At 65.8% G+C, this 14,394-nt stretch carries 10 protein-coding genes; all 10 read right to left on the bottom strand.

Annotated elements, in window-relative coordinates:
* Positions 1-6: 6 nt before the first annotated feature.
* The 10 genes from ACQR07_RS15565 to ACQR07_RS15520 all read right to left on the bottom strand — a co-directional run bounded on the left by ACQR07_RS15565 (position 7) and on the right by ACQR07_RS15520 (position 14,375).
* Positions 7-2,901 carry a flotillin domain-containing protein gene (locus ACQR07_RS15565; protein WP_434903155.1) on the bottom strand — a complete coding sequence of 965 codons (2,895 nt, stop codon included), beginning with the start codon at positions 2,899-2,901 and terminating at the stop codon, positions 7-9.
* 76 nt (positions 2,902-2,977) lie between these two features.
* The gene (locus ACQR07_RS15560; protein WP_434903154.1) at positions 2,978-3,823 is read right to left on the bottom strand and encodes a phosphoenolpyruvate hydrolase family protein; all 846 of its coding nucleotides are present in this window, start codon (positions 3,821-3,823) and stop codon (positions 2,978-2,980) included.
* A 5-nt stretch (positions 3,824-3,828) separates the two neighbouring features.
* On the bottom strand, positions 3,829-6,051 hold the full coding sequence (locus ACQR07_RS15555; protein ID WP_434903153.1) for an ABC transporter permease: 2,223 nt from the start codon (positions 6,049-6,051) through the stop codon (positions 3,829-3,831).
* On the bottom strand, positions 6,044-6,826 hold the full coding sequence (locus ACQR07_RS15550; protein WP_434869856.1) for an ABC transporter ATP-binding protein: 783 nt from the start codon (positions 6,824-6,826) through the stop codon (positions 6,044-6,046). Before ACQR07_RS15550 ends, ACQR07_RS15555 begins: the two co-directional genes overlap by 8 nt.
* Positions 6,819-7,910, bottom strand: a complete 1,092-nt coding sequence (locus tag ACQR07_RS15545; RefSeq protein ID WP_434903152.1) for a branched-chain amino acid ABC transporter permease — start codon at positions 7,908-7,910, stop codon at positions 6,819-6,821. Before ACQR07_RS15545 ends, ACQR07_RS15550 begins: the two co-directional genes overlap by 8 nt.
* A 1-nt stretch (position 7,911) precedes the next feature.
* Positions 7,912-8,922, bottom strand: a complete 1,011-nt coding sequence (locus ACQR07_RS15540; protein WP_434903151.1) for a branched-chain amino acid ABC transporter permease — start codon at positions 8,920-8,922, stop codon at positions 7,912-7,914.
* Between the two features lie 201 nt (positions 8,923-9,123).
* Complete coding sequence (locus tag ACQR07_RS15535) at positions 9,124-9,948, bottom strand: AraC family transcriptional regulator (RefSeq protein ID WP_434903150.1); 825 nt, start codon at positions 9,946-9,948, stop codon at positions 9,124-9,126.
* Between the two features lie 122 nt (positions 9,949-10,070).
* Positions 10,071-11,321 (bottom strand): ABC transporter substrate-binding protein, encoded by a 1,251-nt coding sequence (locus tag ACQR07_RS15530; protein ID WP_434903149.1) that lies wholly within the window; start codon positions 11,319-11,321, stop codon positions 10,071-10,073.
* Between the two features lie 286 nt (positions 11,322-11,607).
* Complete coding sequence (locus ACQR07_RS15525) at positions 11,608-11,943, bottom strand: hypothetical protein (RefSeq protein ID WP_434903148.1); 336 nt, start codon at positions 11,941-11,943, stop codon at positions 11,608-11,610.
* Between the two features lie 104 nt (positions 11,944-12,047).
* The gene (locus tag ACQR07_RS15520) at positions 12,048-14,375 is read right to left on the bottom strand and encodes a TonB-dependent receptor (RefSeq protein WP_434903147.1); all 2,328 of its coding nucleotides are present in this window, start codon (positions 14,373-14,375) and stop codon (positions 12,048-12,050) included.
* Positions 14,376-14,394: the final 19 nt, after the last annotated feature.

Here is a 14,394-nt window from a genome sequence, read left to right as displayed (position 1 = left end):
CTCGCATCAACCCTTCTTGCGTGGGCCGCGGTCAGTGGGCTGCTCCGGCGGCGAGCCGTCGCCGGTGCCGCCACCGCCCGCATCCTTTTTCGCCGACGTCTCTTTCCGAATGCCCTGCATGTCCCGGGCTTCGCGGATCAGGCCGGGCATCTTGGCGAGGCTGCCGCCTTCGACGCCGATGTCGGAGAGTATCGAGTCGATCAGCGGCGCCTGGACGCGATAGCGCAGCGCGGAGTCGATCACCTCGTCGGTGGCGCTGCGGCCGCCATTGCCGTTGCCGCCATTGCCGTTGAGGCCATCGACCTGGAGAATGCGGATGCCCTCGATCTTCTCCATCGGCTTGACGCTCTCGCGCACGATGCCCTCGATGCGGTCGAGCAGCTTGCGGCGGAACAGCGAGTAGCGCGCCTGGTCGGTCAGCACGTTCTCGGCCTCGTTGAGCAGCCGCTGCGCCTCGGCTTCGACGGCGGCTCGAACCCGCTCGGCATCTGCGGCGATCTTGGTTTCCTCGGCCTGCTTCTCGGCGATCAGCACCTCGACCGTCTTGCGGCGGCGGGCGATCTCGCTCTCGCGCGCGGTGATGACCTTCTCGGCCGCCTCGGTGGCACGCGTGCGGGCCTCCTCCGCCGTTACCTTGGCGGCCGATTCCTCAAGCGACTTCTGGTACAGCGCGATCGCCTTCTCCATCAGCGCCGTCTCGACGTCCTTCTCCCTGTTCACTTCGAGCTTGCGCAGCTCGCGCTCGCGGCCGATGCGGGCCTCGTCGAGGCCGCGGTCGGACGCAATGCGGGCGCGCTCGACCTCCTCGCGGGCGGCGATCTCGGCCTCCTGCAGCGACTGCACGCGGGCGACCTCGAGCTGCTCGATGGCGCGGCGACGCTCCAGCCGGACGGCCTCCAGCGCCTGCTCGCGCGACACGTCGGCGGTCTCGACCTGCTTGCGCGCGACGATCTCGGCCTCCTTGACCTGCCGGTCGGCATCGATCCGCTCGGCGCGCTTGGCGGCGAGCTCGATCACCCTGACCTCATCGGCCAATTCAATGGCCTTCTTCTGATCGATGTTGAGAACCTCGCGAGTCCGCGACGATGTGATGCGTTCGGCTTCGAGCGCCAGCTCGACCTCGATGCGGCGCCGCTCCACCGCCTCGCGCCGCTTCAAATCGGCCGCTTCGACCGCTTCGGTACGGGCGATCTCGAGGCTGCGCGTCTCCTGCTCCGAGCGGATGCGCTTCTCGGCCACGGCGAGTTCCTGCGCGATCCGCGCCGCTTCGATCGCCTCGCGCGAAGCAATGTCGGCCTCCTCGATCGTCCTGATGCGCGCGATCTCCAGCGCACGCACCCGCTCCTCCTGCGCGATGCGACTGGCTTCCGTGGCCTCGCGCGCGGCGATGCCGGCGATCTCGATGCCTTGGTTGCGCTCGATCTCCAGCTTGCGCGTGGCGTGCTCGGCCGCGATGCGGTCCGCCGACAGCGCCTGCTCGCGTGCGATCCTGGCAGCTTCCACCGCCTTCTGCGCCTCGATCTCCGCCTCCTGGATCGCGCGCACCTGCGCGATCTCGGTCGCGCGGGTGCGCTCGTCGGAGCCGATCCGTTCCAGATTGACGATCATGGTCTGGGCGATCCGCGCCTTCTCGGTCGCCTCACGAGCCGCGATCTCGGCCTGCTCGATGGCGCGGGTGCGCTCGATCTCGCGGCGACGGGTTTCCTCGTCATTGGCGATTCGTGCATCGGAGACCACGCGATCCTGCTGAATGCGCGCCTTCTCGACGGCCTCGCGCGCGGCGATCTCCGCCTCCTCGATGGTGCGGGTCCGCTCGATGTCGCGCTGGCGCACCTCACGCTCGGACTCGATCCGTGCAGCGTCGATCGCGCGCTGGTTGGCGATCCGCGCCTTCTCGATGTCCTCGCGCGCGAGCAGCTCGCGCTCCTCGACCGCCCGGGTGCGCTCGATCTCGCGCTGCCGGGTGTCGCGCTCGGCCGCGATACGCGCCTCCGCAATCGTCAGCTCGTTGGCGATGCGCGCCTTCTCGATCGTCTCGCGCGCCGAGATCTGCGCCTGCTCGGCCTCGGTCTCGCGCAGCGCCCGCTCGCGCGCAACTTCGGTCCGTTGCAAGGCGCGTCGCATCTCGATGTCGCGCTCCTGCTCCAGCCGCGCCGTCTCGCTCTCACGCTCGATGTCCAGCGCCTCGCGCTCGGCTTCGAGGTTGCGGGTGCGGATCTTGATCATCGAGTCCTGCTCGATGTCGTTGCGCAGCTTGCGCCTGCTCTCGATGTCCTCCATCAGCCGGGTCAGACCTTCGGCATCGAACCGGTTCGACGGGTTGAAGAACTCGAGATCAGTCTGGTCGAGATCGGTGATGGCGACCGATTCCAGTTCGAGGCCGTTCTGGGCCAGCGCCTCGGCCGCGGCTGCCTTCACGCGCCCGACGTAATCGCCACGCTGCTCGTGCATCTGCTCCATGGTCATTTCGGCCGCCACCGAGCGCAGCGCGGACACGAACTTGCCGGACAGCAGCGCGTGCAACTGCTCGGGTTCGAGGGTGCGGCGGCCGAGCGTCGCGGCGGCGATCGAGACGGCTTCACGGGTCGGCTGCACCCGCACATAGAAATCGGCCTCGATGTCGACGCGCATCCGGTCGCGCGTGATCACTGCGTCCTGCTTGGAGCGCGTGATCCCCATCGGCAGCACGTTCATGTTGACCGGCGTAGTGTCGTGGATGAACGGCAGCACGAAGGCGCCGCCGTTGATCACGACACGCTCGCCCATGAATCCGGTGCGGACGAAGGAGACCTCCTTCGAGGAGCGATGATACAGCCAATTGATGATGTAGACGGCGACCACGATGACGATGATCGCTATGATCAGCCAAAGGATCAGCTCACCGATCAGAACCCCGGACATCTCCATTCCTCCCTCGGTCTTCCGTCCGGCGAGGCTGGCGCTTGGCGCCGTTGCTGCCGGATCTCCTGTTGTCGTGTCAGACGCGGCGCGGCCGCGAACTGATCGCCTTGAAGTGTCGCACCTGCTCCGTCAGCGCCCGCTCCACCGGCAGCCGCTCCATCGAGGAGGCGCCGTAAAAGCCGTGGCAATTCCTGGTCTGCTTCATGATGAACTCGGCATCGGCCGGCTCGGCGATCGGGCCACCATGCGCGAGCACCAGAATCTCCGGGTTGACGCTGAGCGCCGCCGACGCCCAGCTGTCGATCAGGCCGGGACAATCCTCAAGCTTCGGCGCGGTCTGCGCGCCGATCGAGCCGCCGGTCGTGAGACCGAGATGGCAGACGATGATGTCGGCGCCGGCGATCGCCATGCCCGCCGCCTGGGCCTCGCTGAAGACGTAGGGCGTCGTCAGCAGGTCCTTGTCACGCGCGCGCCCGATCATGTCGATCTCCAGCGCATAGGAAATCCCCGTTTCTTCGAGATTGGCGCGGAAGGTGCCGTCGATCAGGCCGACGGTCGGAAAATTCTGCACGCCGGTGAAACCGAGCGTCTTGAGCTGATCGAGGAATACATCCATGTCGCGGAACGGATCGGTGCCGTTGACGCCCGCGAGCACCGGCGTGCTCTTCACGACCGGCAGCACCTCGCTCGCCATCTCGACGACGATCGCATTGGCGTCGCCGTAGGCCATCAGCCCGGCGAGCGAGCCGCGGCCAGCCATGCGGTAGCGGCCGGAGTTGTAGATCACGATCAGGTCGATGCCGCCTGCCTCCTCGCACTTCGCCGACAGGCCGGTGCCGGCGCCGCCGCCGATGATCGGCACGCCCCGGCGCACCATGTCGCGAAATTTCTTCAACAGCGGTGCGCGTTCGAATCTCGGCATCCCCATCACCTCGCCTGTCTGCGCCGCGCCGGCAGCCGACCGAGCATCGGCCTGATCGCGCCGACGATGACTGCTGTGAACTCATTGTCGTTGATATGATGCGGCACGCGGATCAGCCGCCGGTTAGACGTCTGCCGCACGGTCTGTTCGAGGCTGCGGAACAGCGCCTCATCGGCCTCACGGTCGAAGAACGGCTGGCCCTGCGCGTCGAGCGCCGAGACACCCTTCTCCGGCAGGAAGAACCTGACGGGCCCATCCATGCGGTTCAGCCGCTCGCCGATCCAGCGCCCCATCTGCGCGTTCTCCGCCGCCGTCGTCCGCATCAGCGTCACCTGCGGATTGTGGACGTGGAACTTGCGGCCGCGATAGCGCTCCGGAATCGTCTCGGGCGCACCGAAATTGACCATGTCGAGCGCACCGACTGAACCGACATACGGCACGCGGCTGCGGATGATCGCGCCGAACCGATCCTCGGTCGCAGGGAAGACGCCACCCATCAGCAGGTCGCAGATCTCGGTCGTGGTGAGATCGATGATGCCGGCGAGCATGCCGGAATCGACCAGCTTCTCCATCGAGCGACCGCCGACGCCGGTGGCGTGGAACACGAGGCACTCGTAGTCGTCACGCAGCTCGGCCGTGATCTTCTGCACCGCCGGAGTGGTGACGCCGAACATCGTGATGCCGATCGCCGGCCGCTGCGGCTTGGCACGATCGACCGCCGCGGATTGTTGCTGACGCGCGGCGACCATGCCGGCGAGCGCATTCGCGCCGTTGCTCAAGACGGCGCGCGAGATCGAATTGAGACCCTGGACGTCGGTGACCGAGTACATCATTGCGATGTCGGCCGGGCCGACATAGGCGCCGACGTCGCCCGACGCGATGGAGGACACGATCAACTTGGGCACGCCGACGGGAAGCTCACGCATGCCCGGCGCGACCAGCGAAGTGCCGCCGGAGCCGCCGGCCGAGATGATGCCTGCGACGTTGTCCTGCCGGCGCAGCCAGCGCGCGAACGCCTCAGCCATCGCGGTGACGGAGGCGCCGCGATCCGCGCCGAACACGACCGAGCCGCCGCGGGGATGATTGAGCGCGATCTCCTGGGCCGAGACGTCGCAACTGATATGCCTGCCGCTGGTGGAGACATCGACCAGACGCGTTCGCAGGCCGTGGCCCGCGATGATGTCGCGGATGAAGCGCAGCTCGTCGCCCTTGGTGTCGAGCGTGCCGACCACGATCACCGCCGGCGGCCCGGACGCCGTCGGCGCGCTGCGCTCACGGCCCTGGCGCGCTGTGTCATCGAGCCGGGTGACGCTCGTCGAGACGGTGCGGGCCTTTGCCTCGATCTGCGCGATCGGCACCGGCTGCGACCAGCGCGTCGGCAGCACCGGGTTGGAAACGTACACCTTCACCGGCGCCGCCTTCGGCGCTGCTGCAGGTGTCGCCGTGCGCGCGGTCGGCTCGTCCCGGACCTGCTCGGTGCCCAGATCGGTCTCGTCGCCCGCGTGCTGGCCGACGCCGAGCAGGCGCTGCTGCAGCTCGCGGTCGGCCGCAAGCCGCGCGGAGTCGATGATGCGGTTGATGCGGCCGTTGACCATGATCGCGACGCGCGGCGAGATCGCGGTGGCGACGCCGATGTTCTGCTCGATCACGAGCACGGCGATGTCGCCATCCTGGCCGAGCCGGATCAGCATCTCCTCGACCTGGGCGACGATGACCGGCGCGAGCCCCTCGGTCGGCTCGTCCATGATCAGGAGCTGCGGGTTGGTCAGCAGCGCGCGGGAGATCGCCAGCATCTGCTGCTCGCCGCCCGACAATTGCCCGCCGCCATTGTTGCGGCGCTCGGCGAGGCGCGGAAACGTCTCGTAGATGCGCTCGATCGTCCAGGCGCCGCGGCGCATGCCGGCCGCGAGCCGCAGGTGCTCGTCGACGCTGAGCGAACGCCAGAGACGCCGCCCCTGCGGGACGTAGCCGACACCGAGCCGGGCGATGCGCGCCGGATTGAGTCCGGTGATGTCGTCGCCGCGCAGCCGCACCGAGCCGCCGGAGGGCCGCAGCAGGCCCATGATGGCCTTGCACAGCGTGGTCTTGCCCATGCCGTTGCGGCCGACCAGCGAGAACACGCCGCTGTCGAGCCGGAGATCGACGCCCTGCAGCGCATGGGAGTGGCCGTAGTAGACATCGAGACCGCGAACTTCGAGCGCAGGCACGGTGCGGCGGACATCATTCATGGCCGCCTCCGAGATAGAGCTCCTGCACCTCGGGATCGGATTCGATCTCGTGCGGCGCGCCCTCCTTGAAGATGCGGCCATTGTGCATCATCGTGACGCTCTCGACGACGCGCAGCGCCACGTCCATGTCGTGCTCGATGATGATGTAGCCAATATGCTGCGGCAGCGACGTGAGGATCTCGACCAGCTCGCGCCGCTCGGTCGGCGACAGGCCCGCCGCCGGCTCGTCGAACAGGATGAAGCGCGGGGCACCGGCGAGCGCCAATGCGATCTCGAGCTGCCGCTGCTGGCCGTGGGCGAGCTCCGACACCAGTTGATCGCGCACCGGCGTGAGATGCACCGCCTCAATCAGCTGCTCCGCCGTCTGCATCAGCGCGTCGTTCGCGCGGGGACGCAGCATCGAGAAGCGCGCGCGGGAGACGCCGCGGCACGCCAGATAGACGTTGTCACGCACGGTCAGGCCGAGAAACAATGCCGAAATCTGGTACGTCCGCCGCAGCCCGCGGCGGATCCGCTCATAGGGCGGAAAGGCGGTGATGTCCTCGCCGAAGAAACGGATCGTGCCGGAGGTCGGCAGGAAGTCGCCGGTGACGCAGTTGAACAAGGTGGTCTTGCCGGCGCCGTTCGAGCCCAGTACCGCGCGCCGCTCGCCCGGCCGAACCGTGATGGTGATGTCGGTCAGCGCGGCCAGCGCGCCGAACATCCGCGTCACGCCGCGCAGCTCGAGCGCAGCGGCCGAGCCGAGTGCCGAGAGACGGTCCGCGACCCTATCCATGGCCGTGCCCTCCCGGACGCGGCCGCGTCTCCTTCTTCTGGCCCCGCTTGCGCCAGCGCTCGTAAAGGCCGATGACGCCGTCCGACGACCAGAACACGATGGCGAGGAAGCCGAGCCCGATCAGCAGACGGAAACGGTTGCCGTCGAGTCCGACCTTGACCAGAAAGTCGAGTGCGAAGGTGCGCAGGATGACGAAGATGAAGGCCCCGATATAGGGTCCGACCGGGCGCGTGATGCCGCCGACGACGGCGACGATGAGGATATCGATGCAGCGCTCGACCGCCACCGAGCCTGGCGAGATCTGCCGGTAGTTCCAGACCTGCAGCACGCCGCCGAGCCCGGCGATCAGCGCCGCGAACGCATAGGCGGCGATCCGGTGCGCATTGACGTTGAAGCCGAGCGCAGCCATCCGCCTCGGATTGTCGCGCACGCCCTGCAGCGCCAAGCCGAACGGCGCCCGCGACAAATAGAGCACCGCGAAATAGCTTAGAGCGGCCACCGCCAGCGTCAGATAATAGAACGCGATGTCGGTCCGCCAATCGAAGCCCATAAAATGTGGGGTTGCGATCGTGTTGATGCCGGTGTGACCGTTGAAGATCGCCCAGTTCTGGTTGGTGAAATAGTAGAACGCCGCGCCGATCGCGAGCGTGATCATGATGGTGTAGATGCCTTCGGTGCGCACCGCCAGCGCGCCGCCGAGCGTGCCGAACAGCACTGCGAGCACCAGTGCCATCGGCGTCGCCAGCCACCACGGCCAGCCCAGGCTGATATTGGCGTTGCCGCTGACGCCGAACACCGCGACCATGTAGCCGGCAAAGCCGGCGATGGTCAGCTGCATCAGGCTGACCATGCCGCCATAGCCGGCGAGGAACATCAGGCTCAGCGCGATGGTGCCGAGAATCAGGGTGGTGCCGAAGATCTCGATGAGGAAGAAACCATTGGCGATGATCGGCATGATCAGGAGCAGCGCCGCCACTGCCCAGGCCCACGGATTCTCGGTCACAGACCACTGCGCGGCCGGCCGCTCCGCGGCCCTGCTCGCCAGCATCCCGTCCCGTGCCCGTGCCTCCTGGATCAGCGACATCTTAGCGCCTCGCCAGCAGGCCCTGGGGCCGGAGCGCGAGCACCAGCACCATGATCAGGAAGGTCACGACGATCGCGTAGGTCGGGATGTAGACCGAGCCGAGCTGCTCGGCGAGGCCGATGATCAGCGCGCCCAACGCGGCCCCTGGAATCGAGCCCATGCCGCCGACGATCACGACCACGAGCGAGGCCAGCAAGAAGCGCGTGTCCTCGCCGGGCGAAATCGACTGGAAGGTTCCGCCGACGACGCCGGCAATCCCGGCAAGGCCTGCGCCGAGCGCGAACACCAGCACGAACACGAGCTGGATCTGGACGCCCGTGGCAGCCAGGATCTCGCGGTCGTCAACGCCGGCGCGGACGATCATGCCGACACGCGTACGATTGAGGGCGAGCCACATCAGGACGCCGATCACGACCGACCCGCAGAAGATCACCAGCCGCACCAGCGGATATTGCAGGAACACCGCTTCGCCCGACGACTTCATCGCCGTCATCAGCGGGAGCTGCACCGGGCCGATCAGCCAGGCCGGCGTCTGCACCTGATAGAAGTCGCCGCCGAACGCCCACAGCATCAGATCGGCGAACACGATCGAGAGCCCGATCGTCACCATGGTCTGGCGCAGGTCCTGGCCTTCCATGCGGCGAAACACCAGCAGCTGCAGCAGGACGCCGACGACCGCGACGACCACGAAAGCAGCAATGAACGCGAGGATCCAGGAGCCGGTCGCGGCCGAGATTCCGTAGCCGACATAGCCGCCGAACAGATAGAGCGATCCGTGCGCCAGGTTGACGTTGCGCATCAGGCCGAAGATCAAGGTGAAGCCGCTCGCCACCAGGAAGTAGAGTCCGCCCAGCGTGATACCGTTGAAGACCGCGCTCAGGAACACCTTCTTGCGGCCGATCGCCTCCTCCAGCCCCGGCGGCCAGACAGCGAAGATCAGCCAGGCCAACAGCGCGACCACCAGAAGGATGACAAGCGACCAGATCGGGTGACGCTCGATGAAACGGCTCATCGGCCCTCCCTCACATCCGGGCGGACCGCTCCGTGCTCAAAGCGGCAACGCGCATCCAGCCGTAGATCGCCGGGTCTGCCGGCCATCGCTTGTCCTCCCTCGTCGGATCCTGTTCCGGATCGCGTTCAGTGGAGTGTAGCGAGGGACGAGCGCGCGTGTTTGATCGACAGTCTCTTTTCGCGCGATGCACGGCCGCGCGCGTCAGGCACGCAGCACCTTGGCGACGCGGCGATAATCGGTCGGCGCCATTCCGACGTTGCCGGCGAAGAAACGGGTGAAGCCGCTTTGCGACGAGAATCCCAGATCGAAGCCGATGTCGGCGATCGGCGATTCCGTCGCGACCAGCGCATCCAGCGCCCGCTCCATCAGCAGCGTATTGAGATAGAGGTTTGGCGTGACGCCTGTCTGGCTGCGGAACAGGCGATAGAAATGCGGCCGCGACAGGCCCGATTCCCGCGCGATGTCATCCAGCTCGATCTCGGCGCAGGGACTATCGGACATCAGCTTGATGCACTTGCGAACACGAAAATCCGTGACCTCAGCACACGGCCGCTCGGTCGCAAATTCGGGCACCCGCCAGCTTTCTTCGTAGCAGCTGTCGATCAGCTGGCGCAATTCACCATCGAGGCAGCCCAGAGATGGCGCCCCACAGACCAGCGCTGCGGTGCGGCGAATGCAGCGGTCGAGCGCGGCCGTCCGCTTGAAACAGGTACGTCCGAACCGCAGACCCTGCTCGCGCGCCGCCCGCGGCGCGAACCACTCCGCGTTCACGTAGAGGACGAAAAAGATGGCGCCGTTGCCAATGTCATTGGGCAGGAAATTGTGCGGCTCCCACGGATTGACCGCGACGATCCAGTCCTCGCCAAGCTGATAGCGCTGGTCACAGACGTCGATATCGGCCGGGGTCCCGCCGACGTGAAAGATCAGATGCCCCTCACGATGGGCATGCACGTTGAACGGCCGATTGAGCTGGTAGACCGTCGCGCGACCGAAGCGGGCATGAAAAACCGAGAGCGCCCTACTCATCACTTCCCCACCGAAGATGGCTTCTTGCTTGTGCGTCAGCGTCGATCATTGCTCCGTCAAAAGCAAGAGACGCGAAGACGCGGCCGAGCATGCTCGAGCCGCGTCGCGCTTGCGAAAAAAGGTCAGTACTTCTTACATTCAGGCACAGTCCGGCTCGGCAGGCCGATCTTGGCAAAGACGGCCGCGTCGTAGCCCAGGGTCTGGTTGACGTCCGGGATCACCTTCACGACCTTGCTGAACAGCGCGCCCTTGCCGTCGTCCACGACCTCGGTCACAAAGTTGGTGCCGATCGCCTGCCGGTTGGAGTCGAGCTTGATCTTGCCGTTCGGCGCGTCGATCTCGATCTTGGCCAGCGCCGCCTTCAGCTTCGACTGGTTGTCAGACAGATCGCCATTGACCTCGCGGAGCGCCAGGACCAGCGCCATGGTCGAACCGTAATAGTTGGTGGCGAGCAGCGACGGGCTTGGGAAGCGCTTCTCCGGCGGGAACGAGTCCTGATAGGCCTTCACGAACTTCTGCCAGCGCGGATCCTCCCAGGTATCGGCCTGGCCGGAAGCGGCGATGGTGCCGATCAGCGCATTCTTGGCGTTACCCTTCGACGACAGGATGGTCTGGTCGATCATGATCGAGCCGCCCATCAAGTGCGCCTTGCCGCCGGCCTGCTGATACTGATTGAGGAAGTTGACGGCATCGGCGCCGCCGAGCCCGAGATAGATGGCGTCGACATCGTCGGGCAGCGCCGCGATCACCGAGGCGAAGTCCTTGGTTCCGAGCGGCACCCATTGCCGGCTGGTGATCTTGCCGCCAAGACCGCAGAACTCCAGCGCCAGCCCGAACACCTGGGTGTAGATGAAGGAGTAGTCCTCGCCGACGGTCGCGATCTTGCGATAGCCCTTGGTCTCGAAGGCATACTTGCCGAGGCCGACCTGCCACTGCGCGCCATCCATGTTGAAGCGGAAGAAGTTCGGCGCGGGATCGACATAGGTCGCCTCCTGCGCGCCCGAGGCGGCGTTGACGAACGTCAGCTCCGGATGCGTCTTGGCGAAATTCTTCACCGCGATGCCTTCGTCGCCGGACAGCGGTGACAGCAGGATCTGCACCTTGTCCTGCTCGATCAGCTTGCGAACGGCACGCACCGCCGAGTCCGGCGTGGCGTCGGTCGAGGCCACCACGAACTCCAGCTCCTTGTCGCCGATCTTCTTGCCGAGGACGTTCAAGGCGGTGACATGACCGCGCATGCCATCCTCACCGAGCACGGTGTAGGTGCCCTCCAGCGTCGCCGTGACGCCGACCTTGATCTTTTCCTGCGCGTACGCCGTACCCGACAGCAAAAGCGCCGTAACCGCGGCGAACCCTACGCGTCGCATGTGCATCGAACTCCTCCCTTGTCGCCAATTGCTGGAGCACACGAATGTGCCGGCCTGTCGTTGCTGGCCTTGGTGGCGGCGAGCTCACGGCATCTTGTCTTGCAAGTGCCGAGCACCCCCATCGCCACGGAGGCTAGCGGATGGCGTGGGGCCGCGCGTAGGTCATCCCGGCGTCACCTTGACGACGAGTCTCATTTTGTATGATGCGACGCGGAAACAGGTGTGATGACCTTGGTCAACCACAAACCGCCTGACGTTCTGGCATACCTACGCCACTCATGCGTCGGCGGATCTAATCTTTCGCAATCATCTTGGACGCCAGCCGCCGTCGCGCCACGCCGCGTGAGCGCCGAACCCGCCGTTTTCGAAACTCCAAGCCGCACACGACAACGTCGACGCTTTCATTCGGCCGGCGCAAGCGCCGGCCGTGAAAGCCAAGCCACGTCTCGACCTGACGGACAAGATCACGTCCGAGGTCCAGGCGGCGCGACAACTCGTCACGCGTATGCAGCGAGGCGATGTCGACGAGGTAATCGAGGCGCTCCGACGGGGTCCGGCCGACGAGCCGCGCATAGTCGCTGGACAGCAACGATATCACCACCCGTTCGGTCAGATGCGGCTCAGCCATCGCTCATTCCAAACTCCGTCAGCGGCCGCCGATATCCCCTGGCAGGCACGACGGCATCATGGCCACGCGGCAACGATCCCACTGCATGGGCCATGCGCGAGATCTCAGAAATTGAAGGTCGTGGAGACGAGATAAGTGCGTGGCGCTCCCAGCGTGATCACGCCGCTATAGGCCGAAGCCCAATACGCCTCGTCGAACACGTTCTCAACGCTCGCCCGCAGCACGATCGGCTTGCCGTTCCAAGGCGATGTGAAGGTGTAGCGCGCACCCAGGTCCACGCGCGTCCAATCCGGCAACGAGAGCGTGTTCTTGATATCGACATATTGCACGCTCGTGTAGACCACGCGGCCGGTCACGGTGAAGCCGCGCACGAACGGTGTATCCCACTCCGCTCCCAGGTTCGCCGTCAGTTCGGGGACGCCAACGGCCCGCTTGCCGTCGGTCGATCCGCCCTGCGTCTTCTCCTGCACGCCGTGTGTATAGGCCACGCCGCCAAGCAGCCGGAACGCCGGCGTGATCTCGCCGAACACGTTGAACTCCGCGCCGGTGTTTCGTTGCAGGCCGTTGAGCACCTGGTCCGGCTTCGCGACTCCCGCAGTCGTGACGCTGATGATGCTGGGCTTGGAAATGTCGAACGCGCTGAGCGTCGTGGTGATGCGGCCGAAGTCGACCTTGATGCCGGTCTCGATCTGCTTGGTCTGTCCAGGAGGAAACACGGTCCCGACATTGTTGTAGGTGTTGCTGGTCACGACGGCCGGGGTCTGCAGACCTTCGATGTAATTGGCATAGAGCGCGACCTGCTCGACCGGCTTCACGACCAGCGCATAGGCCGGCGTCCAGACGGACGTGTCCTGAAACGGCCGGCTGACGCCGTTCGGAAGGTAATTGGTGATCTCGGTCCCGGCGGTCTGCCGGCGCACACCGACCGTGAGCTGGATCCTCTTGTCGAGGATCGACATCGTGTCGGAGACGCCGACGCTCCACAGATCGGCTCCGACGATCTGATTGCTCTGAACCGTGGGGAAGCTTGGCAACGCGATATCGGTTGGCTCCCTGTAAAGGCTCCAGTTGGGCATCAGGCCGGCGACCACCTTCTGGGTATAGGTCCGGTCGGTGATCGAATAGCCGACATTGACGGCGTGGTTGATCGGACCGGTATCGGCGGTCAGGCGCAGCCCGGCCTCGCCGGCATACGTCTTGTACGTCTCGCTACCTGTTCCCGGAGTCGACGTCAAAATTCCGGCGTTGCTCGAGAGCACTGGCGACGGATAGCGGTAATTGATGTTGCTGTCGTGATAGCCGAACCCGGCATAGGCGGTGATGCGATCGCTCAGATCGACCTCGCCCTTCACCGTCGAGAAGAAATCGGTCGGCGCGTAGTAAGCCCACGGAACCTGGAAATTTGCGCCGGACGCCGGCGGCGTTGGAATGCCGGTGACGGCTGGGCCGACGCCAAAGAACCGCAACGGCGGGTTCAGATTGTCCGCCTGATAGCCGATATCGGCGTCGATGCGGACCCGATCGCCATGATAATCGACCGCGAGATGAGCATTGCCGAATTCGTCGGTCTGCCGGTTCCACGGGGTATCGCCGTTCGAATATTTGCTGTTCAGCCGCACACCCCATTCCTTGTGCTCGCCGTAGCGGCGGCTGACATCGACCTGCTCGCCGAATTGAGTCTTGGAGGCGTAGGTCGCCGTCAGCTGTGTGATGTCGGTGTCGAGTGCGTGCTTGGTGACCAGATTGACGCTGCCGCCGACGGCGCCGCCGCTAGAAGCGCCGGTGCCGCCGACCGTCATGCCGTTGAGCAGCGCCGCCGGGCCCTTCAGCAGTTCGACGCGCTCGATGAAATTGGCTCCCGTCGAGTAATATGGCGCGATGCCGGCGAGACCGTTCAGGGCGTAGTCGCCGCTATCGTAGTAGAATCCGCGGATGAAGAGACTGTCGGCGCCGCCGCCGGCGGCCTGGATTGTGCGCACCGAGGGATCGTTGATCAGAACATCGCGGATCGTGCGTGCCTGCTGATCCTGAATCGTCTTCGACGTGAAGCTCGTCTGGTTGACGGGCGTGTTCATCACACCGCGATTGCCCAGGAGTCCGAGGCCGCCGCCGCTGGCCACCTGGCCGCCGGCATAGGGTGACGGCGGTGCGCCGACCGTGCCCGTGGACGGCGTCACGTAGGCCACGGGGGCGGCCGGCGGCAAAGCGCGTGGAGCGACGCGGCGCTGTTGCGCCGTCCGTGTCGAATTTGCCTGAGGCCTCAATGTGGTCTGCCGCGCCTTCGGCTTCGGCGCGTCGACGGTGACATCGGGAAGCTTGGTCTGAGCCAACGCCTGCTGAACGCCGCCCATTGTCAAAGTGAGCGCCAGCGAGCTCACCACTCTGAACGCGTTCGTGAACGCAGCATCCCTCACCCGAACGCAACAAACCATCCTGACACCCCAACATTCC

It is taken from the genome of Bradyrhizobium sp. HKCCYLS20291 (genome assembly GCF_051167715.1).
Classification (GTDB): Bacteria; Pseudomonadota; Alphaproteobacteria; order Rhizobiales; family Xanthobacteraceae; genus Bradyrhizobium.
The sequence above is the reverse complement of the archived record's forward strand: the minus strand, read 5'-3'. Positions and strand labels throughout refer to the sequence as shown.

Bases quoted from the DNA above. Each gene is read 5' to 3' on its own strand.
- ACQR07_RS15555 (WP_434903153.1), bottom strand. From the start codon at position 6,051: ATGAATGATGTCCGCCGCACCGTGCCTGCGCTCGAAGTTCGCGGTCTC.
- ACQR07_RS15550 (WP_434869856.1), bottom strand. From the start codon at position 6,826: ATGGATAGGGTCGCGGACCGTCTCTCGGCACTCGGCTCGGCCGCTGCG.
- ACQR07_RS15530 (WP_434903149.1), bottom strand. From the start codon at position 11,321: ATGCACATGCGACGCGTAGGGTTCGCCGCGGTTACGGCGCTTTTGCTG.
- ACQR07_RS15520 (WP_434903147.1), bottom strand. From the start codon at position 14,375: ATGGTTTGTTGCGTTCGGGTGAGGGATGCTGCGTTCACGAACGCGTTC.
- ACQR07_RS15540 (WP_434903151.1), bottom strand. From the start codon at position 8,922: ATGAGCCGTTTCATCGAGCGTCACCCGATCTGGTCGCTTGTCATCCTT.
- ACQR07_RS15545 (WP_434903152.1), bottom strand. From the start codon at position 7,910: ATGTCGCTGATCCAGGAGGCACGGGCACGGGACGGGATGCTGGCGAGC.
- ACQR07_RS15525 (WP_434903148.1), bottom strand. From the start codon at position 11,943: ATGGCTGAGCCGCATCTGACCGAACGGGTGGTGATATCGTTGCTGTCC.
- ACQR07_RS15535 (WP_434903150.1), bottom strand. From the start codon at position 9,948: ATGAGTAGGGCGCTCTCGGTTTTTCATGCCCGCTTCGGTCGCGCGACG.
- ACQR07_RS15565 (WP_434903155.1), bottom strand. From the start codon at position 2,901: ATGTCCGGGGTTCTGATCGGTGAGCTGATCCTTTGGCTGATCATAGCG.
- ACQR07_RS15560 (WP_434903154.1), bottom strand. From the start codon at position 3,823: ATGCCGAGATTCGAACGCGCACCGCTGTTGAAGAAATTTCGCGACATG.